21 protein-coding genes are annotated in these 20,994 nt (G+C 43.4%); 15 read left to right on the plus strand and 6 right to left on the minus strand.

Annotated features, from left to right (window positions below; all coding sequences use genetic code 11):
* The first annotated feature begins 307 nt into the window (after window positions 1-307).
* From Q4519_RS12300 to dinB, 9 genes are all read left to right on the plus strand, one after another.
* Window positions 308-1,645: a Na(+)-translocating NADH-quinone reductase subunit A gene (locus Q4519_RS12300; RefSeq protein ID WP_303512599.1), complete on the plus strand. Its 1,338-nt coding sequence runs from the start codon at window positions 308-310 to the stop codon at window positions 1,643-1,645.
* A gap of 3 nt (window positions 1,646-1,648) precedes the next feature.
* On the plus strand, window positions 1,649-2,854 hold the full coding sequence (locus Q4519_RS12305; protein WP_303512602.1) for an NADH:ubiquinone reductase (Na(+)-transporting) subunit B: 1,206 nt from the start codon (window positions 1,649-1,651) through the stop codon (window positions 2,852-2,854).
* A complete protein-coding gene (locus Q4519_RS12310; RefSeq protein ID WP_232800159.1) occupies window positions 2,847-3,644 on the plus strand; it encodes a Na(+)-translocating NADH-quinone reductase subunit C in 798 nt (265 codons plus the stop codon). The genes Q4519_RS12305 and Q4519_RS12310 overlap by 8 nt, the downstream gene beginning before the upstream one ends.
* Complete coding sequence (locus Q4519_RS12315) at window positions 3,637-4,263, plus strand: NADH:ubiquinone reductase (Na(+)-transporting) subunit D (protein WP_232800160.1); 627 nt, start codon at window positions 3,637-3,639, stop codon at window positions 4,261-4,263. Before Q4519_RS12310 ends, Q4519_RS12315 begins: the two co-directional genes overlap by 8 nt.
* Entirely contained in the window at window positions 4,263-4,871 is a 609-nt protein-coding gene (gene nqrE, locus Q4519_RS12320; protein WP_232800161.1) for an NADH:ubiquinone reductase (Na(+)-transporting) subunit E, read from the plus strand. The genes Q4519_RS12315 and nqrE overlap by 1 nt, the downstream gene beginning before the upstream one ends.
* A 42-nt stretch (window positions 4,872-4,913) precedes the next feature.
* Entirely contained in the window at window positions 4,914-6,137 is a 1,224-nt protein-coding gene (gene nqrF / locus Q4519_RS12325) for an NADH:ubiquinone reductase (Na(+)-transporting) subunit F (RefSeq protein WP_303512606.1), read from the plus strand.
* Window positions 6,138-6,143: 6 nt separating this feature from the next.
* Complete coding sequence (locus tag Q4519_RS12330) at window positions 6,144-7,172, plus strand: FAD:protein FMN transferase (protein ID WP_232800163.1); 1,029 nt, start codon at window positions 6,144-6,146, stop codon at window positions 7,170-7,172.
* Window positions 7,169-7,393, plus strand: coding sequence for a (Na+)-NQR maturation NqrM (nqrM, locus tag Q4519_RS12335; protein ID WP_232800164.1), 225 nt, complete (start codon window positions 7,169-7,171; stop codon window positions 7,391-7,393). Before Q4519_RS12330 ends, nqrM begins: the two co-directional genes overlap by 4 nt.
* A gap of 114 nt (window positions 7,394-7,507) precedes the next feature.
* Window positions 7,508-8,572, plus strand: a complete 1,065-nt coding sequence (gene dinB, locus Q4519_RS12340) for a DNA polymerase IV (RefSeq protein ID WP_303512610.1) — start codon at window positions 7,508-7,510, stop codon at window positions 8,570-8,572.
* A 4-nt stretch (window positions 8,573-8,576) separates the two neighbouring features.
* Here dinB and Q4519_RS12345 read toward each other — a convergent pair whose 3' ends face one another.
* Window positions 8,577-9,068, minus strand: a complete 492-nt coding sequence (locus tag Q4519_RS12345; protein WP_232800166.1) for a hypothetical protein — start codon at window positions 9,066-9,068, stop codon at window positions 8,577-8,579.
* A 191-nt stretch (window positions 9,069-9,259) separates the two neighbouring features.
* On the minus strand, window positions 9,260-10,720 hold the full coding sequence (locus Q4519_RS12350) for an aminoacyl-histidine dipeptidase (RefSeq protein ID WP_303512612.1): 1,461 nt from the start codon (window positions 10,718-10,720) through the stop codon (window positions 9,260-9,262).
* A gap of 191 nt (window positions 10,721-10,911) precedes the next feature.
* On the opposite strand from Q4519_RS12350, the gene Q4519_RS12355 reads away from it, so the two are divergent.
* Window positions 10,912-11,421: a hypothetical protein gene (locus tag Q4519_RS12355; RefSeq protein ID WP_303512615.1), complete on the plus strand. Its 510-nt coding sequence runs from the start codon at window positions 10,912-10,914 to the stop codon at window positions 11,419-11,421.
* Window positions 11,422-11,462: 41 nt separating this feature from the next.
* Here the strand turns inward: Q4519_RS12355 and Q4519_RS12360 are convergent, their stop codons facing one another.
* Complete coding sequence (locus Q4519_RS12360) at window positions 11,463-13,100, minus strand: methyl-accepting chemotaxis protein (RefSeq protein WP_303512617.1); 1,638 nt, start codon at window positions 13,098-13,100, stop codon at window positions 11,463-11,465.
* A 356-nt stretch (window positions 13,101-13,456) separates the two neighbouring features.
* Here Q4519_RS12360 and Q4519_RS12365 point away from each other — a divergent pair, with 356 nt between their 5' ends.
* The 5 genes from Q4519_RS12365 (at window position 13,457) to proB (ending at window position 18,723) form a co-directional block, all read left to right on the plus strand.
* On the plus strand, window positions 13,457-14,749 hold the full coding sequence (locus tag Q4519_RS12365; RefSeq protein ID WP_232800170.1) for an NCS2 family permease: 1,293 nt from the start codon (window positions 13,457-13,459) through the stop codon (window positions 14,747-14,749).
* Between the two features lie 33 nt (window positions 14,750-14,782).
* A complete protein-coding gene (gene gpt / locus Q4519_RS12370; protein ID WP_348983259.1) occupies window positions 14,783-15,256 on the plus strand; it encodes a xanthine phosphoribosyltransferase in 474 nt (157 codons plus the stop codon).
* A gap of 166 nt (window positions 15,257-15,422) precedes the next feature.
* The gene (gene frsA / locus Q4519_RS12375; protein ID WP_232800172.1) at window positions 15,423-16,685 is read left to right on the plus strand and encodes an esterase FrsA; all 1,263 of its coding nucleotides are present in this window, start codon (window positions 15,423-15,425) and stop codon (window positions 16,683-16,685) included.
* A gap of 366 nt (window positions 16,686-17,051) precedes the next feature.
* Complete coding sequence (crl, locus tag Q4519_RS12380; RefSeq protein WP_232800173.1) at window positions 17,052-17,453, plus strand: sigma factor-binding protein Crl; 402 nt, start codon at window positions 17,052-17,054, stop codon at window positions 17,451-17,453.
* A 166-nt stretch (window positions 17,454-17,619) separates the two neighbouring features.
* A complete protein-coding gene (proB, locus tag Q4519_RS12385) occupies window positions 17,620-18,723 on the plus strand; it encodes a glutamate 5-kinase (protein ID WP_303512621.1) in 1,104 nt (367 codons plus the stop codon).
* Between the two features lie 83 nt (window positions 18,724-18,806).
* Here proB and lipA read toward each other — a convergent pair whose 3' ends face one another.
* Genes lipA through ybeD form a run of 3 tightly spaced genes read right to left on the minus strand, consistent with a single transcriptional unit; the run spans window position 18,807 to window position 20,720 of the window.
* The gene (gene lipA / locus Q4519_RS12390; RefSeq protein ID WP_232800175.1) at window positions 18,807-19,772 is read right to left on the minus strand and encodes a lipoyl synthase; all 966 of its coding nucleotides are present in this window, start codon (window positions 19,770-19,772) and stop codon (window positions 18,807-18,809) included.
* Window positions 19,769-20,416: a lipoyl(octanoyl) transferase LipB gene (gene lipB / locus Q4519_RS12395; protein WP_232800176.1), complete on the minus strand. Its 648-nt coding sequence runs from the start codon at window positions 20,414-20,416 to the stop codon at window positions 19,769-19,771. Before lipB ends, lipA begins: the two co-directional genes overlap by 4 nt.
* A 34-nt stretch (window positions 20,417-20,450) precedes the next feature.
* Window positions 20,451-20,720, minus strand: a complete 270-nt coding sequence (ybeD, locus tag Q4519_RS12400; RefSeq protein ID WP_232800177.1) for a DUF493 family protein YbeD — start codon at window positions 20,718-20,720, stop codon at window positions 20,451-20,453.
* Window positions 20,721-20,994 lie beyond the last annotated feature (274 nt).

Genomic DNA, 20,994 nt, shown 5'->3' on the forward strand with positions numbered 1-20,994 from the left:
ACTTTAGTCGTATTTTTGTAACAAGCTGTAAGAAAATTTGTAACAAGCTTGATTCAGCACTAAGGTTTTATTTGTTAATTCACCCGCGAAATTTAAAGGATGATGGTGTCAAATCGCTATTTTTTTTGGCGATTCTGCCATCTTTAATGCTAGAATACAGCGCCTGAAAATTTAGCTGGATGTTATCTTCATGTCGCAGGGGTGTTACAAAGGAACGTAGCACTGGCGTCAGATCAGGTGTCTAGCGAATAAATAGAGTGTCTTTAGGCACAAACCCTTTCTTCCCGTTAAAGTAGTGCAAGTGAGTATGATTACAATAAAAAGAGGACTGGATCTCCCGATTCAAGGTGCTCCAGAGCAAGTAATCCATGATGGCAACGCCATCACTAAGGTAGCTACCCTGGGCGAAGACTATGTTGGCATGCGCCCTACCATGAAAATCAAGGTAGGAGATAGTGTAAAAAAAGGCCAAGTTCTTTTTGTCGATAAAAAGAACGAAGGTGTGCAATACACAGCGCCAGCATCCGGAGTAGTTGAAGAAATTAACCGTGGAGCAAAACGTGTGCTTCAGTCTGTTGTTATTGCCATAAATGGCAACGACAGTGTTTCTTTTGAGAAATACAGCACAGCTGAATTAACGTCTCTAGGCCGAGAAAAAATCAAGCAAAATTTGGTTGAATCTGGCGCTTGGACTGCGTTACGTACGCGACCTTTTAGTAAGGTTCCGGCAATTGATGCCGCTCCTGTGGCCGTTTTTGTTACCGCGATGGACACTAATCCATTAGCGGCATCTGCAGAAGTGATTATCAAAGAGCAAGAGCAAGCATACCTGAATGGTTTAGCTGTATTATCTCAGTTAACTGACGGTAAAGTGTATGTATGTCGAGGCGAAGCTGGTTTGCCAAAAGCATCTCTGTCAAATGTTGAAGAGCACGTTTTTAGCGGTCCTCATCCTGCTGGCTTAGCAGGAACTCATATTCACTTTTTAGAGCCTGCTAGTGCGACGAAACAAGTTTGGTACATTAACTACCAAGATGTGATCGCTTATGGCCATTTATTCTTGACTGGTGAGTTATATACCGACCGCGTCGTGTCATTAGCTGGTCCATCAGTAAACAAACCGCGCTTATTACGTACACGTCTCGGTGCTTGTTTATCTGAGTTAACTCAAGGTGAGCTAAAAGCTGGTGAAAACCGTATTATTTCGGGTTCTGTTTTATACGGTACAACAGCATTAGGTCCAGTTAATTACTTAGGTCGTTACGCTAACCAAGTATCTGTACTAACTGAAGGCAGAGAAAAAGAATTTCTTGGCTGGGGTTACCCTGGCGTCAACAGATTCTCGGTAGCTAACGTGTTTGCGTCTGCATTGAGTAAAAAGTTATTTAACTTTACTACTACTACAGGTGGTAGTGATCGTGCGATGGTGCCAATTGGCCAGTATGAGCGTGTTATGCCCCTTGATATCTTGCCAACCATGCTACTACGCGATTTGATTGCTCGTGATCTTGATAGTGCTGTAGCCCTTGGCTGTCTTGAGCTAGATGAAGAAGATTTGGCTCTATGTACTTTTGTATGTCCAGGTAAGTATGACTTTGGTCCTATTCTTCGTGACTGTTTGACCACGATTGAGAAGGAAGGCTAAAAAATGTTAAAAAAATTGATTGAGGATATCGAACCTCATTTTGAACCTGGTGGCAAGCACGAAAGATGGTATGCGCTATATGAAGCGGTTGCTACTTTTGCTTATACGCCAGGTTTTGTGAATAAAGGTCGCTCTCACGTTCGTGATAGCATCGACTTAAAACGCATCATGATTTTTGTTTGGTTAGCCACATTCCCAGCCATGTTTTTTGGTATGTACAATGTTGGTTTTCAAGCCAACGAAGCCATTGCAATGGGGACGGGGGTCGCATTTGATGACTGGCGTGTTGCGCTACTGCAAATGTTCGGTGTCACCATGGGTGCCGACGCGGGTGTGTTTGCCAACATGCTATTTGGCGCTATGTACTTCTTACCTATCTATGCGGTGACATTCATCGTTGGTGGTTTCTGGGAAGTGCTGTTTGCAACCGTACGACGTCATGAAGTGAACGAAGGTTTCTTTGTTACTTCGGTACTGTTTGCATTGATCGTACCCGCTTCAATTCCCTTGTGGCAGGTGGCTATCGGTATCACTTTTGGTGTGGTTATCGCCAAGGAAATATTCGGTGGTACAGGTCGTAACTTCTTAAACCCAGCATTAGCGGGTCGCGCTTTCCTATTCTTCGCATACCCATCAGATATTTCTGGTGATTCTGTGTGGACGGCAGTTGATGGCTTCTCGGGTGCAACCTCACTTAGTCTAGCCGCTAACGGTGGTATGGATGCCGTAACCGCTCAGCTTAGCTGGATGGATGCCTTTATTGGTAACATGCAAGGTTCAATTGGTGAAGTGTCAACTATCGCTATCCTAATTGGTGGTGCTTTCTTGATGATCACTAAAATTGCATCTTGGCGTATTGTTTCTGGTGTCATGATAGGGATGGCGGTAACAGCATTCTTATTTAATGCTATCGGATCAGATACCAACCAAATGTTTGCTGTGCCATGGCACTGGCATTTAGTGATGGGTGGTTTTGCCTTCGGCATGATCTTTATGGCAACTGATCCAGTATCGGCTTCATTTACCAATCGTGGTAAGTGGATGTACGGTGCGTTAATCGGTGTCATGGTGGTGTTAATTCGTGTAGTCAACCCTGCATTCCCAGAAGGCATGATGCTAGCAATTTTATTTGCTAACTTATTTGCCCCGTTATTTGACTACTTTGTGGTTCAGGCGAACGTTAAACGGAGACTTGCACGCAATGGCTAGTAAAGAATCATTAGGCAAAACCCTCGGCGTTGTGGTCGGCGTTTGTCTGGTTTGTTCTATTGTGGTATCGGTTGCTGCTGTGGGTCTTCGTCCCACTCAACAAGCGAACGCATTGTTAGACAAGCAAAAAAACATTTTAGCTGTTTCAGGACTTGAAATTGGCTCGCAAAAAATGGCGGATGTGTTCGCTAAGAACATTGAACCTAGATTAGTTGACTTAAAAACAGGTGAATATGTTGATGTTAAAGACGTTGAAGGCGTTTCAGATATCAATGAGTATGACCCGCTAAAAGCAGCTAAAGAGCCAGAAAAGAGCACTAAGCTTTCACCAGAACAAGCCATTGCTGGCTTTTCTACTCGTGAAAATATTGGTCTTGTTTACTTAGTGAACAGTGATGCCGGTGAGCTTGAGCGCGTAATTGTACCGGTTCGAGGCGCAGGCCTTTGGAACATGATGTATGCGTTTGTGGCGATTCAACCGGATGGCAATACCGTTGACGGTATTACTTACTACCAGCAAGGTGAAACACCGGGCCTAGGTGGTGAAGTAGAAAACCCAATGTGGAAAGCACTGTGGCCAGGTAAGAAATTGTATGATGAGCAAGGCAACCCAGCGATTAAAATCGTTAAAGGTGGCGCTGCTGAAGGTGATGTACACGGTGTCGACGGCCTATCTGGCGCAACACTAACAGGTACGGGTATCCAACATACATTCGATTTTTGGTTAAGTACTGACGGTTACGGTTCTTACCTGAAAAAGTTAGGTAAAGGAGAGCTTAATAATGGCTAGTGATGCAAAGAAGGTTCTCGTTGGACCTATCATCTCTAATAACCCCATTGCACTACAAATCTTAGGTGTTTGTTCTGCATTAGCGGTGACCAGTAAGCTAGAGACGGCGGTTGTAATGACCTTAGCGGTAACGTTTGTAACTGCTTTTTCTAACTTATTTATTTCAATTATTCGTAATCACATACCAGGTAGTGTGCGAATTATTGTACAAATGGCAATTATTGCTTCTTTGGTAATCGTGGTTGACCAAGTACTTAAAGCGGTGGCATTTGAGCTATCTAAGCAACTGTCGGTTTACGTAGGCTTGATTATTACTAACTGTATTGTAATGGGTCGAGCGGAAGCTTATGCGATGAAGAGTCCACCTGGCGCAAGCTTTATGGACGGAATCGGTAATGGTTTAGGTTACGGCTTCATTCTTGTTGCAGTTGGTGGCATTCGTGAATTCTTTGGTTCTGGTGCGTTATTTGGCATCGAAATCATGCCATTAATTTCTGCAGGTGGTTGGTACCAAAGTAACGGTTTATTACTGTTACCGCCAAGTGCTTTCTTTATCATCGGGTTATTGATCTGGGCAATCAGAACATTTAAACCTGAACAGGTTGAGGCGAAGGACTAATGGAACATTACTTGAGTTTATTCGTACGCTCTATTTTCATCGAAAATATGGCATTAGCTTTCTTCCTTGGTATGTGTACCTTCCTTGCGGTATCGAAGAAAGTAAAAACAGCATTTGGCCTAGGCGTCGCTGTAATTGTGGTATTAGCTATCTCAGTACCGGTTAACCAAGTTATTTACTTTAACTTGCTAGCACCAGGTGCATTAGAGTGGGCTGGTCTTGGTGAAGCTGATTTAAGCTTCTTAGGCTACATCACTTTCATCGGTGTTATTGCAGCCTTAGTGCAAATATTAGAGATGGTGTTAGACAAATACTTCCCTGCGCTTTACCAAGCCTTGGGTATTTTCTTGCCACTTATCACGGTTAACTGTGCCATTTTCGGTGGTGTGTCATTCATGGTTCAACGTGAATACAACATTGCTGAGTCGTTTGTTTATGGTGTCGGTAGTGGTGTGGGCTGGATGTTAGCCATTGTTGCGCTTGCGGGTATCCGTGAAAAAATGAAATATGCAGATGTTCCAGATGGTCTACGTGGTTTAGGTATTACCTTTATTACTTCAGGTCTGATGGCACTAGGCTTTATGTCTTTCTCTGGTATTCAGTTGTAATCTTGGGGCCGTTTTTCGGTCCCTGAAGCAAGGAAATTGTCGATGGAAATCATTCTCGGCGTTGTCATGTTCACAGTGATTGTTTTAGCCTTGGTATTTATTATCTTGTCTGCTAAATCAAAGCTAGTGGCCTCTGGCGACATTAAAATCTCAGTAAACGGTGATCCTGAAAAGGCGATCACTTGTGGCGCTGGCGGTAAGCTACTTGGCGCCCTCGCGAACTCTGGTATTTTTGTATCATCAGCCTGTGGTGGCGGTGGTTCATGTGGCCAGTGTCGTGTAAAAATCAAATCAGGTGGCGGTGACATTCTGCCGACTGAACTAGACCATATCTCTAAGGGTGAAGCCCGCGAAGGTGAACGTTTAGCTTGTCAGGTAAACGTTAAGCAAGATATGGATATTGAATTACCAGAAGAAATTTTTGGTGTTAAGCGTTGGGAATGTGAAGTTATCTCTAATGATAACAAAGCAACCTTTATTAAAGAGCTTAAACTACAAATTCCTGATGGCGAATCAGTTCCGTTCCGTGCGGGTGGTTATATCCAAATTGAAGCACCTGCTCACAATGTTAAATACGCTGACTTCGATATCGAAGAGCAGTATCGTGGTGACTGGGAACACTTTGGTTTCTTCAACCTTGAATCTAAGGTAGATGAAGAAACGATTCGTGCTTATTCAATGGCTAACTACCCAGAAGAATACGGTATTATTATGCTAAACGTGCGTATTGCTACGCCGCCGCCTAATAATATGAGCTTGCCATGCGGTAAGATGTCTTCGTACATCTTCAGTTTGAAAGCGGGTGACAAGGTAACTATTTCTGGTCCATTTGGTGAGTTCTTTGCTAAAGACACCAAAGCTGAAATGGTATTTGTTGGTGGTGGTGCTGGTATGGCACCAATGCGCTCTCATATCTTTGACCAGTTCCGTCGCTTGCATACTGACCGTAAAGTTAGCTTCTGGTACGGTGCGCGCTCGAAGCGTGAAATGTTCTACGTAGAAGATTTCGACTCGATTGCGGCTGAAAACGACAACTTTGAATGGCATGTGGCGTTAAGTGATCCACAGCCTGAAGATAATTGGGATGGCTACACTGGCTTTATCCATAATGTATTATTTGAAAACTACTTGCGCGATCATGAAGCGCCAGAAGATTGTGAATACTACATGTGTGGTCCACCAGTAATGAATGCTGCAGTTATCAACATGCTGAAAGAGTTAGGTGTTGAAGACGAGAACATCTTACTGGATGACTTTGGTGGTTAATCACTGATGCCTTTATCCATAACTAAATGGCTAGCCTTGATCGGGCTAGCCTTTTTTATTACTGCTTGCAGTAAAGATCAGGTTCAGTCAGCACCTATGGTGGTGATTGAGGGTGCGACCATGGGCACGTATTACCGTGTAAAGGTAGTGACGGATAAGATAACGGATCAAGCGGCCTTTCAGGCTGAAATCGATAAACGTTTAGAATTGGTCAATGATCAAATGTCGACTTATCGCCCCAATTCAGAGCTGTCTTTATTTAACCAGGCTGAGCAATCTCATCAAGTTTCTGCTGATACAATTGCAGTTGTACAAAAAGGAATTGAGTTGGCTCAGTTAACTCAAGGTGCGTTAGATATTACGGTCGGTCCTTTAGTTAATCTTTGGGGTTTTGGCCCAGACGCGAGGCCAACTCACTCTCCTTCGGCGGAGCAAATTGCTGAGCGAAAAGCCATTACAGGTATTGAGCACTTGAGTGTGTCTGGTTTAACCTTAAAAAAGGCTATTCCAGAGCTATATGTAGATTTATCCTCGATTGCTAAAGGCTTTGGTGTTGATCAAATTGCTGAATATATAGAGAGCCTTGGCGAGCAGCATTACCTGGTTGATATTGGTGGTGAGCTGCGCATGAAAGGCAGTAATGACAAACATCTGCCTTGGCGGATCGCAGTTGAAAAGCCTGTTACCAATGAGCGAGCGATCCAAGAGATTGTATTGCCTGGTGATAACGCTGTTGCGACTTCCGGTGATTACCGAAATTACTTCGAAGAAGACGGCGAGCGTTTTTCCCATATGATTAATCCTATCACTGGCATGCCAATCAAACATAAGCTGGTTTCAGTGACTGTGATTGATAAATCATCAATGGTTTCCGATGGCTTGGCCACGGCAATTATGGTGATGGGGCCTAAACTAGGTTATGATTTTGCTGTCCAACAAAAGTTACCTGTTTTTATGATCACCAAAACAGAAACAGGGTTTAGTGAGCAATATACGCAGCAATTTGCACCTTATTTGCTGCAGGAGGCAAAATGACGTACTTTCTTGCAACTTTCGTAGTATTTGTATTAGTGATCGCCGCGATGTCGGTGGGTTACATTTTTCAAAAGAAAGCCGTAAGTGGTAGTTGCGGTGGCTTAGGCAGTATCGGTATCGACAAGGAATGTGACTGTCCCGATCCTTGTGATAACCGCAAGAATAAGATGGCAAAAGAAAAAGCCAGACGTGAAATGTTGGAAAAAAACCGTATTATTTAGCTCGTAGTTAATAGATAAAAAAGACCTGAGAGGGTCTTTTTTATTAGCCAAAACTTGAGAACTGATTATTTATACATATACTGTATGAATAATCAGTTTTTTTGGATTGGTATGATGCAAAGAAAAATTATTCATGTCGATATGGATTGTTTTTATGCCGCAGTAGAAATGCGTGATAATCCAGCGTTGAAAACTCTCCCTATCGCTATTGGTGGTGCTGCTTCACGACGCGGTGTGCTGTCTACGTGTAATTATGTTGCGCGTAAATACGGGGTGCGCAGTGCAATGCCAACTCATAAGGCACTGCAACTCTGTCCTGAGCTGGTGTTATTACCTGGGCGAATGGATGCATACAAAGCCGCCTCGATGCATATTCAGCAAATTTTTCATCGTTATACTGACATCATTGAACCGCTGTCACTCGACGAGGCTTATTTAGACGTCAGTGAATCGCTATTGTTTTCAGGCTCTGCCACTTACATTGCTCAAGATATTCGCCGCGCCATTGCAGAAGAAACGGGACTCACCGCATCGGCAGGTGTCGCGCCATGTAAATTTATCGCCAAAGTGGCATCCGACGAAAATAAACCTAATGGCTTATGTGTGATCACACCTGCCGAAGTAGATAGCTTTGTCGCCAGTATGCCATTAGAAAAAATCCCTGGTGTAGGTAAGGTCACTTTAGAAAAGTTACACCAACTTGGACTTCATACCTGTAAAGATGTGCAAGGCTATACCAAAGAATCCCTTTTAACCCAATTTGGAAAGTTTGGCCGTGTATTACTTGATCGCTGTCATGGCATCGATAATCGTGAAGTTGTGGTTGATCGCGCGAGAAAATCTGTCGGCGTAGAGCGGACGCTAAGTCATAATATAAAGCAATTGGGTGAGTGCGAAGCCGTGTTAAGTGACTTATATAAAGAATTACTACGCCGTGTTGCACGCGTGGGAGCTCATGATAAAATTCGTTCACTTGCGGTTAAAATGAAATTTGCCGATTTTCAATTACGCTCTGCCGAGCAACGAGTGCAATATTTACACCCAAGTTGTTATCAGCCTTTGTTGCATCAACTGCTGGAAAAAAGTCAGGGTCGTGGCATTAGGCTGTTGGGGTTATCAGCACAGTTGCAACAAGATGAGATGATAGATGCCGCGGCTAAGCAGCTAAAACTGATTTAGTGATTTATTCATCCCAGTCCATCTCTATCACTTCAATATCATATTGCTCTGCTGAATTTGCTTTTTTCGATGGCTCGCTTGGTGTTTTGGCTGATGTTTGAGAGGTTGATTTTTGCTTTACAGGGCTGTTGTTTGAGCTTTCACCAGCGATTGCGGCTTTAGTCTCTTGCCACGTTTTATCCGATGAGGACTTTAGTTTTTGCCAATAGCTACTGTTGGTATCAGTCGTTTCTGACCAAGCTTCGCTACTGTCAGTTTTGACCTCTTGCCATGTTTCACTGGTTTCTTTACTGGTCACTTCCCAAGCGTCAGCTGATGTTTCTTTTGTAGCATCCCAAACATCTCCACTCGTTTCTTTTGTTGCTTGCCAAGCATCAGAGCCAGCTTTTTTAGTACTTTCCCATGCTTCACTCCATGAGTTTGACTGAACGCTAGCGCTCATTGGTAAAGCCAATAGCGAATAAAGTAAAGGTAAGCCAAATCGAGTTAATTTCATCGTATCCTCCCTAATAGCAGGTACACATTCTACGCAACTTAAACTATTAACCAAAGGTATCAACAATTAATTATTGTTTATACGTGTGTTAGTTAATGCTGATACGGTATTTGTTATCTCTACATATTGTGACTCAAGGAAAGCAGAGATGATGCAAGTAGTGATGCTCTCTGAGCATCACTACTTTTATCTTACTTCGCAGGGATTGCTTCGAGCACTTTGACTAATAGCTGCCAGTATTTTGCCACACTGCCAATATGTACTTTTTCGTCGGGTGAATGGGGGAATTTTATGGTTGGCCCAATCGATACCATGTCCCAGTCTGGATAAACCGCCTTAAATAGGCCGCATTCTAATCCGGCATGGATCATCATTATTTTTGGTGTACTGCCAAACTCGGTTTGGTAAACTTCTCGCACCAAATCGCGCATGTCTGAATCTACCTTTGGTGCCCAACCAGGGTAAGCGCCATCAAACGCTACTTCTGCTCCTGCTAGTGTAAACACAGACGCCAGCATGTTTTGCACATCATGTCGGCTACTGTCATCCATTGACCTGACTAGGCATTGAATATCGATGCCTAGTGCTGTGGTTTTCACCACACCTAAGTTAGAAGATGTTTCAACTACACCCGCAAACTCGTCACTCATTCTCAGTACGCCATTGACACAGCCCTGTAGGGCGGCAATAAGCTGATGTTGTTCCTTTTTAGCGATGAAGTGACTGACTTGCACTGGCGTTAAGCTAAGGGTTAAGTTTGGTTCAGTGTGGGCTAGGGTCGCTTTGATTTGGTTGGTGAGCTGAGTAAAAAATTGCTGGAGTGCTTGCTGCTTAGTGTCGCTGATAATGAATTGCGCACTGGCTTCACGAGGAATGGCGTTACGTAAACTACCGCCTTGAAGCTGACTGAGTGTTAAATCAAATTCAGCTTGCTGACTCAGCTCATATAAACAGCGGGCGATAATTTTATTGGCGTTACCCCGACCAAGGTGAATATCACACCCGGAATGTCCTCCCTTTAGACCCGATACACTAATTTGGTAGCCAGATTGTGCGACTGCTAATGGTTGGGTTTGAATAGGGAAGTGCACGTTTACATTCACGCCACCGGCGCAGCCCATGTAAACTTCACCTTCTTCCTCTGAGTCGGTATTGATCAGTATTTCACCATCAAAGTAACCTGGCTCTAAGCCAAATGCCCCCGTCATGCCAGCCTCTTCATCAATGGTTAATAATACTTCAATTGGGCCGTGCGCAATGTCTTTACTGGCGAGCACTGCTAAACATGAAGCCATACCAATACCATTATCTGAGCCAAGGGTGGTATCTTTTGCTGTCACCCAATCGCCATCAACATAGGCTTGAATCGGATCTTTGGCAAAATCATGCTCTGTATCGCTATTTTTTTGTGGCACCATATCAATGTGGGCTTGTAGGATAACGCCTTTTTTATGTTCCATACCTGCGCTGGCTGGTTTTTTGATGATTAAGTTACCTATGGTATCTTGCTGCACCGATAACCCTTCTGACTTGGCCCATTGCATGATCCAATCAGATAATGCTTGTTCATGTTTTGATGGGTGTGGAATGCTGCATATTTGGCTAAAAAATTGCCATAAGGGCTGGGGAGCAAGCTGGTTTAGCTGAGTCATAAGTAGGGGCACCGTTTACGAGAATGAAGGGCTATTATATGGCGGAAGAGAGCAAATAATAAAGGTTCACCTGCTTCAGAGTTAGAACTTAGCAGTGATTATGAGCAACTTTGTCACTGGTAACAGAATATGCTGATTTATTCTTGCCAATTGAGGCGCTATTTGCCGAGAACTATATTACAAGGACTTAGATGAACAAAATTGCCATTATTGGCTCTGGCGGGGCGGGTAAGTCGACGCTAGCTGTCGCATTAGCCAAGCAGCTGGATTTACCTCTGTATCATCTTGACCGTCTCTATTGGGGGCCTAACTGGCAGCGCGCTGAGCGGCCAGCGTGGGCCCAGTTGCAACAACAGTTATGCGGCCAACAAAGCTGGATTATTGACGGTAATTATTTCAACACGCTAGATATTCGTTTAGCCGCTTGTGATACCGTAATTTTTCTTGATGTCGACCGCTATCGCTGCATTTATCGCGCAGTGAAGCGCACTTTATTTTCCAAACATCGTCCCGATATGGCTGAAGGTTGTCATGAGCGATTTGACTGGACTTTCATTAAGTTCTTGTGGCATTACCCCACTAACATGCGACCTAGGATCTATCAGCAATTAGCCTGCTTTCCTCATAAAGATATTGTTGTGGTGAGCTCAGGGGCACAAGCTATAGCGCAAATGAAGCAACGCCAACTTAACAAAGGTTAAGCTGGTATCGCTTGTGATGAGTGTGAGTTTGCGGGGGGCGACTAGACTTTAAATTGTCCCATTAACTGATTCAACTCTTGCCCCACTAGTTGCAGCTGGCCACTGGCGTCACTAGTGGTTTGATTATGGGACATGGACTCACTGGCCAAATCAGAGATATTGTTTACGTTGCGATTAATCTCATCTAAGGCTTTTGATTGCTGTTCAGCCGCGCTGGCAATTTGATGGTTCATATCGGTGATAATATCAATAGACGCGACAATTTCACTCAATGCCGTCCCAGCGGAGCCTGCTCGTGCTGCTGTTTTACTAGATTGATTTAGGGTCTGCTCTACTGAATTTGCGACGTCATTGGTACCTTTTTGTAATTTGGCTATCATTTGCTGAATTTCATCGGTGGAGTCTTGTGTTCGTGTTGCCAAAGTGCGCACTTCATCGGCCACGACTGCAAAGCCTCGTCCCTGCTCACCCGCTCTTGCCGCTTCTATTGCTGCATTTAAAGCCAGTAAATTAGTTTGCTCGGCAATGCTGCGGATAACATCTAATATTGAGCCTATTTGTTGGCTATCTTGTTCTAATTGTGTAACTAAGCTAACGGTTTGCTCTAACTCTTCACCTAAGGCCGCGATAGAGCTAATCGTTTCGTCGACAGAGGCTTGGCCATGTTGCGCTCGTTGGTTTGCCTCTGCGGCAGAGTCTGCCGCGAGCTGAGCACTATTAGCGACTTCTTGTGTGGTAGCGAGCATTTCATTCATGGCCGTAGCAACACCATCGGTTTCATGATGCTGCTGTTCGGCAATACGGTGATTAGATTGTACTGCGTGGTTCAATTGTGCAGCGGTATCTCCAATGTTGTGGCTAACAGGCTGCATTTGTCTGACTAATAAGGCTATTTTTTGAGTGAATAGATTAAAATTATTAGCCAGTTTGGTTATTTCATCTTGCCCTTTACTTTCAAGGGTAACGGTTAGGTTGCCTTCTCCTTGGGCAATATCAGACATCGCACCGGCACTTTGCTTTAATGGTTTAGTAATACTGGCAATAATAAGGGTGGAAAGTCCTAATAAAGTGACGGCAATTGCCATAAAAACGGCGCTAACTTTGTATACCATCTCAAGAAAAAGCCCCTGCACATCGTCTAAGTAAATACCGGTACCGATTACCCAACCCCATGGTTGATAACCTTTAACAAAGGATATTTTATCAACCGGCTCTTCAAAGCCAGGTTTAGGCCATTGATAATCAACAAAGCCTGCCCCTTGTTTTCTTACTACTTCCGTAAACGCGACAAATAAGCTTTTGCCGTTGGGATCTTTTACATTTGCAAGAGATTGGCCATCTAATTTGGGTTTAATCGGATGCATCACCATATTGGGACCCATATCATTAATCCAAAAATAGTCGGTCTTATTATAGCGAATGGCCTTAATGGCTGATATGGCATTGCGCTTTGCCGTTGCCTCGTCGTATAAACCTGTTTTTGCTTGCTGGTGAAAGTGCTCAATAAGGGAGTACACGGTATCGACTTCAAATTGTACTTGCGCTCGCTTGTCGTTAAGTAGTGCATTCTGATATTGATATAGTACTAACACCACTAAGGCAAACATGCCCATTAAAGCGAGTGCTAAGTTACTGTATAAGCGCTGCCCAATAGATAAGTGTCGTAGAGTTGTCAACATGATAGGCATTCCTTCTACAAGGTTAAGAAATTGATTTGTATCAATAATTAAATGTCATAAACGGGTAGTGCTTCACACTTTAGTATGATGATTGAATATTGCTGATTAAGTTGTGATTTACATTTGATAGTTCATGGTTTTGATTGATTAATTTTATAGCCCTTACCGCGTATTTCTGATTAAAGTCATGGTTAATTGATGAGCAGGCTTTTATAATCCGCGGCTAATTTCACCACGGACCTGCACTTTCAGTTTATAAAGTAGTCATAAAAATGGCATTCCTAGCATTATGTTAAGGAGTGTAGCTGAAGGTGGTTATCAGTTGATAACTCGGTTAATTTAAATGGACGCTCAAGATGTTAGAAAAATTATTTAAACTTAAAGAGCACAACACTAGTGCTCGAACGGAAATTATTGCAGGTATCACTACCTTCTTAACCATGGCTTACATTATTTTTGTTAATCCAGCTATGTTATCGGATACAGGGATGGACCGAGGAGCGGTATTTGTTGCCACTTGCTTAGCTGCCGCAATTGGTTGTTTTATCATGGGCTTTTACGCTAACTACCCAGTGGCTTTGGCGCCAGGGATGGGGCTAAATGCGTTTTTTGCTTATGTTGTGGTTGGTGATATGGGCTATAGCTGGGAAGTGGCTTTAGGCGCTGTCTTCTTATCGGGTTGTTGCTTTGTTTTTCTTAGCTTGTTTCGCATCCGAGAGTGGATTATTAATAGCATACCGCAAGCACTACGCACTGGTATTGCAGCGGGTATCGGTTTGTTTTTAGCCCTGATTGCGCTGAAAAATGCCGGAATTGTGGTAGGTAATCCAAATACATTAGTAAGCCTTGGTGATTTAACATCATTACATGCATTACTGGCGAGTGTTGGCTTTTTTGCCATTATCGCTTTAGTGCACTTTCGCGTGAAAGGCGGCATCATGTATGCCGTGTTGGGTGTCACTTTTCTCGGCTGGGCATTGGGTGATGTCGCTTATGGTGGCATTGTTTCTATGCCGCCATCAGTTGCACCGACCTTTCTTGCTTTAGATATTGCTGGTGCATTTAATGTTGCGATGATCAGTGTGGTCTTTGCTTTCTTATTTGTCGATTTATTTGATACGTCTGGCACCCTGATTGCGGTTGCGGATAAAGCTAAGTTATTGGATGAAAAGGGTAACTTACCTCGCTTGAATCGTGCTTTACTGGCGGACAGCGGCGCATCTATTTCAGGCTCATTATTAGGTACTTCAACTACAACCAGCTACATTGAAAGTGTAAGTGGTGTGGCTGAAGGTGGTAGAACGGGATTAACTGCCGTTATTGTTGGCATTTTATTCCTTTTATGTTTATTCTTTGCGCCCCTTGCTGGCATGGTGCCTGCTTATGCGACGGCGGGTGCGTTGTTTTATGTTGCCATTCTAATGATGTCGGGTTTAACCCGCATTGATTGGCATGACATTACTGAGGCGGCACCTGTAGTTGTGGTAACACTGCTTATGCCACTCACATTCTCGATTGCCCATGGTATTGCCATTGGCTTTATTGCTTATGCTGTAATTAAACTTATTACAGGTAAAGCCATGACTGTGAGCAGTAGCGTTTGGGTACTGGCAATACTATTTGCTGTTAAGTTTGCATTGCATTTTTAGTGATCGCTTTGCGCCAACGTCAACTCGAATCATATTGAGGTAAATATGAGCAAAAAATTCTACGTCTCTTGGGAACTAGAGCAAAGAGAATCTCGCCGTTTGGCGCGTAAATTACTGCCTGCTGATCAATGGAAAGGTATTATCGCTGTGAGTCGCGGTGGCCTAGTGCCGGCGGCAATTTTAGCCCGTGAACTGGGTATTCGTCATGTTGATACTATTTGTATCGCCAGCTACACCCACGATCAGCAAAAAGAGCTGAAAGTAATTAAAGGTGTTGATCATGATGGTGACGGTTTCATTGTGGTTGACGATTTAGTTGATACCGGTGGCACGGCTAAAGTTATTCGCGAAATGTTACCAAAAGCGCGCTTTGTGACTGTGTTTGCAAAACCTGCAGGTAAGCATTTAGTCGATGACTTTATCATGGAAATTCCCCAAGATACTTGGATTGAGCAGCCATGGGATATGACCCTTAGTTATACCAAGCCTTTGGTTGATGAAGAGTAAGGTAGTGACTCAGTCATGAATAAATAAAGCGGCATTGAGCCGCTTTTTTTTGCTCATTTTTTATCTGTCTTTGATCTAAGCTAATGAATAAAATCCAATTTCAGACACATTATTCTTATAAAACACGTATAATTTAATCACCAACTTCACTACATTAGTGTGTTATATGTCGAGCCAAAATCTCTCAGAAAAACTATTTAAAATTAAGTTTAATTACCCTGAAACTTCTACCATCAGTAACCCAAAGGCGAAGCAGCCATCAAATAGCCCTGTTGGTGCAATGATGGACAACGACAATACCCCTGGTTGGTATCGACTATTAAGACGTGCGCAATGGGCGTGGCAGGGGATTGATCCAATAGAGGTTGAAGCGATTTTGGCAAAAATTGCCATGTCTAAGCAAACACGTACTCGAGATGATCTATTGGATACGGTAACCGATTATCGTAAAGGTAACTGGACATATGAGTGGAGTCAGCCAGGAGCGGTTTGGCAGCATAAAGCCAAAGACGCACTTGCTAATGAGCAATTTGAACTGGCTCGGCATGCTTTTTATATGGCGTCTCAATATTATGCGGTATCTGGTTATCCGCATCTAAAAGGTGATGAGCTGGCGTTACAAGCACATACATTAGCTAATTTATGTTATCGAGAAATGGGGAAGTTACTCCCTAACCCATTACGCATCATTGATGTGCCTTATAAAGGTAAAACGATTCACTGTTATTTGCACTTAGCTCAAGAAGATCAAATTTCGCCTGTGGTGATAGTGTGTGGTGCAATAGACACCATGCAAATTGAATATTACAAGCTGTTTGAGCGCAATTTAGCCCCCGCGGGTTTAGCGATGTTGACCGTTGATATGCCCGGGTTAGGCTTTGCCAGTAGCGCTAAACTTGAGCAAGATAGTACTCAAGTTTTACAAGCGGTTATCGCTCACCTGAAAAAGGTCCCTTGGGTTGATTATGACAATATTGCTTTATTAGGCGGACGCTTGGGCGCCAACCTGGTCACTCGCTTAGCGTATATTGAGCCATTTAGTATCAAAGCCGCAGTGAGTGTCGGTGGCGCGGTGGATAAATTATTTATTGAACCTGAACGGTTTAAGTTATTGCCGCAAATGATGTTAGACACCATTGCCAACCGTATGGGATTAACCAGTGAAGACCATGAGTTATTATTTCAGCGTTGCAAGGTGTTCTCTCTTTCTCGGCAAGGTTTACTTGGCCGCAGTCGCACTAAAGTACCGCTGTTGAGCATTGGTCATGCCGAAGATCTTATTTGCCCTGAAGTCGACATAAAAATGATTGCTCGTGGCAGCTTAGCTGGCGAGTCTATTATTATTAATCAGCCGCCAATTTTTAAATCTTATTATCGTGCACTCGATCAAGCTGCAGAGTGGCTTAAACAATACCTATTAGACAGATAAGTATTAAGCCAAATGTTTCTGAAACGGTGTTTATTCAGTGCTCGCCCATGAGTGTAAGAATATATCGCGAATAGCGTGACATACTCTCATACCAAACTCCGTCAAACCATCCTATGAAGCTGTTGATGGCCTAACTGCCGCTTCTTCGCGGCAGATTTCATCTCAGAAAACATCACTGATTGCTTAATAGTATTTATGTGTTTGCCTTGGGGGTTATTAGGTTACTATTTTTAGTTTAAATAGCAGACTTATTGAGTTATTAATAAATTTACGCGGGGTAGATCTAGCTCCTGACTGGTTAAAGTTGCACCAACCAAGATAATGCGATATTTGTATAGTCTCTTACTGTGATGGGGACAAATAAGTATGTCTGAAACGCAATTCCCGCCTCGGGGACGTATAACGAAAAAATTTACCGATATCGGTCCATATTTCCGAGTGGGTAAAAGTGATGACGAAAATTTCTTTTTTGATTGCTTAGCTGTGTGTGTGGGAATCAACGCTGAGCCAGATAAGCGTGAGTTTTATGGCTGGTGGCTTGAGCTGAAAAAAACCGACACGGGTTTTAGCTATCACTACCAGTATGGCTTTTTTGATGTCACTGGTGAATGGCAAGAAAAAGCGATACCAAAGAAGCATCAAGCTGAGGTAACCCGCTCTTTGCAAGTGTTCTATGAAAAAATGATGGATTTAGTTGAAAACACGTTTGAATTAGATTTAGAACCCTCTTCAGCGTTAGATAGCCACCTCGTATTAACTGCGGCATAACCTTGGTTTCCAGCACATTAAGTGGTTGTGCTGGCTCTTTTTTAGTCCTATCTACCCGAATTTAATCTCGTCGTCTTTTAGCAGGTGTGAGCATCCAATAAACTTGGTATTATTGAACAACGGTACGATTTTATTCGTTTTATTTACATAATTATTAGCTAGCCTCATGTTTAAAAAAACCATAGTAGTCAAATTAGGCACCAGTGTATTAACTGGTGGTAGTGCCAAATTAGATCGCGCCCACATGGTCGAGCTTGTTCGTCAATGTGCTAAGTTACACAATGCTGGTCATCAGGTGATTGTCGTGACTTCAGGTGCGGTTGCCGCCGGTCGTGAGCATTTAGGCATGCATGAATTACCCACCACTGTGGCTAACAAGCAAATGTTAGCCGCAGTAGGCCAAAGCCAATTGATCTTAACTTGGGAAAACCTATTTAATATCTATGGCTTGCACGTTGGGCAAATGTTATTAACTCGCGCCGATTTAGATGATCGTGAGCGTTTCTTAAATGCGCGCGATACCATGCGCACTTTACTTAAACATCGTATTATTCCGATCGTTAATGAAAACGATGCCGTTGCGACGTCTGAAATTAAAGTGGGTGATAACGATAATTTATCAGCGCTCGCGGCCATTTTGGCGGATGCCGATTTACTTGTTTTGTTAACCGATCAATCGGGTTTATTTACCGCCGATCCGCGCACCAATAAAGATGCCAAGTTAATATCACAAATAACTGAGATCACGGACGAAATTCGCCAGCTTGCCGGTGGTAGTGTGTCGGGGCTAGGCACAGGTGGTATGGCGACTAAATTGCAAGCGGCTGATGTTGCAATGCGCGCAGGTATTGATGTGGTCATTGCAGCTGGCAATGAAGAGCAAGTAATAAAACGTGTGGCTGAAGGCGAATCTTTGGGCACCTTATTTCTTTCGAAGAAGTCGCCTCTAGAGCACCGTAAACAATGGATTTTAGCAGGGCCGCCACCTGCTGGACAAATTACCATCGACACGGGGGCTGAGACGGCTGTCGTTGCGAAGGGAAGTAGTTTACTACCTAAAGGAATCACCCATGTCGCGGGTGCTTATGGCCGCGGTGATGTTATTTTAGTGATGAGTCAAACGGGTAAGGTCATTGCTCGTGGTATTGCACGTTATTCTAGTATCGAGCTAGAAGCGATTAAAGGCATACATTCTGAAGATATCGAAAAAACCTTAGGCTATGTTTATGGTTCGGTAGCTATCCATCGCGATGATTTAGTGGTGCTCTAGCTATAGGGTAGGGCTTGAATGCTAATAAAAAAGCCAGTGTTAAACAGCACTGGCTTTTTTGATCTTACCTACTGCGGCTAACGTTAGCTAACGGCTTTACCGGCTGCTTGTAAGTCGGCGTGGTAAGAGGAGCGAACAAAAGGACCACATGCAGCATGAGTAAAACCATTTTGTTTTGCGATTTCACCCAGCTCATCAAACTCGGCAGGGGGCACATAACGCTCTACAGCAAGATGGTTACGACTTGGCTGTAGGTATTGACCCAGTGTCAGCATCGTCACGCCGTGTGCACTTAAGTCTTTAATAACTTGCTCGATTTCTTCATTCGTTTCACCTAGGCCCATCATTACGCCTGACTTGGTCGGTATATTTGGGTGAAGCTGTTTAAAGCGTTGCAGCAAAGTGAGTGACCATTGGTAATCGGCACCAGGACGTACTTTTTTGTACAAGCGCGGCGCCGTTTCCAAGTTATGATTAAATACATCGGGTGGTGTATCTTTCAGTATTTCTAAGGCGCGATCCATTCTGCCTTTAAAGTCCGGGACTAAAATTTCAATTTTAATCTCAGGGTTAAGTGCGCGGATCTCTCTGATACAGTCAGCAAAGTGCTGTGCGCCGCCATCACGTAAGTCATCTCTGTCTACCGAAGTGATCACTACGTATTTAAGCTTCATGTCTTTGATGGTTTGTGCCAATTTTGTCGGCTCTTCTGCTGCGGGTGGCAATGGGCGGCCATGGGCAACATCACAAAATGGACAACGGCGAGTACAAATGGCACCCAAGATCATAAAGGTTGCGGTGCCGTGATTGAAACATTCGGAAAGGTTGGGACAAGAAGCTTCTTCACAAACAGAGTGTAAGTTGTTTTTTCGCATTGCATCTTTAATTTCTTGAATGCGCGCGCTTGAACTTGGAAGTTTTATCTTCATCCAATCAGGCTTTTTCAGCATGGTGGCTTTTTCACTCGGCACTACTTTTACCGGGATCAAAGATACCTTGTCGGCATCTCTCAGTTTTACACCTGCGACGGGTTTGTTGGGTTTGCTCATTGTTTTGGCCCTGTCCATTCAATCTCGCTATAAGCAAGAAGTTGGGTTAATTCATCAATTAGTTGCTGCTGAACTAAAGTAAAATCAATATCAGCTGTAAAGTCGCGCAATTGGGTCATTTCTAAACCAGCGTAACCACAAGGATTGATTCGCTGAAATGGCATTAAGTCCATGTCTACGTTTAAGGCTAAGCCGTGAAAAGAACAGCCTTTACGGATCCTTAGCCCTAAAGAGGCTATTTTTTTGCCATCAATATATACACCCGGCGCATCGGGCTTGGCATAAGCGTTAATGTGGTAACGATTGAGTAACGCTATTAAGGCATTTTCAATATGGCTCACCAAATCACGTACGCCAAAGGCTTTGCGCTTAATATTGATCAGTATATAAGCCACTTGTTGACCGGGGCCATGATAGGTGACTTGGCCGCCACGGTCTGATGCGACCACAGGAATATCACCCGGCACTAATACATGCTCAGCTTTACCTGCTTGGCCTTGTGTAAATACACTAGGGTGTTGTACTAACCAAATCTCATCACTGTCTTGCTCACCCCGTTCATCGGTAAACGTTTTCATTTGTTGCCAGACAAGACTGTATTCGCTTAAAGGATATTGTCTAACAATCAGTTTATTACTAATCAAGGGCGTTCCTGTAGCTTATAACATTGAATGAGATTTAAAGTACGGTTCTAACTATCTCTATTTTACCCAGTTCGGTATATAAGGTTTCGATATGCTCTTTGCTTTCAACTCTGACACGAACAGAAACCGTGTGGTAAGTGCCTTTAGCACTGGCACGAATTTTTGGGCTGTAATCACCCGGAGCATGTTGTTGTAAGACATTCATGACTAAATCGGGCAGCTCTTTTTGGGCTAGACCTACCACTTTAAATAAAAAGTCGTTTGGGAATTCTAAAAACTCATCGAATCGTGTATTTAATGACATGGCTCACTTCACTTCAGTTGATCAATCAAATCCCATCAAATGGGATATTGTGTGCAATTTTACCTCAGCTCTAGGTTGAGGTATATCACATTTTTTGCAGGGTTTTAATGAGTTGTTCTGTAATGAAAAGCGCCCCGCAGGGCGCTAATACACAAACCACTTCAACATGCCTGTTTAGCGAAAATCGTTGCACTGTTAGGCAAGGCACTATGCGAACACGACTGCGTCAAATAAGTTTGAAAGGGCACAGCCATTAGCAAGCTTATTTTCATTG

This window comes from Motilimonas sp. 1_MG-2023 (assembly GCF_030547455.1).
Classification (GTDB): Bacteria; Pseudomonadota; Gammaproteobacteria; order Enterobacterales; family CBDFNC01; genus Motilimonas.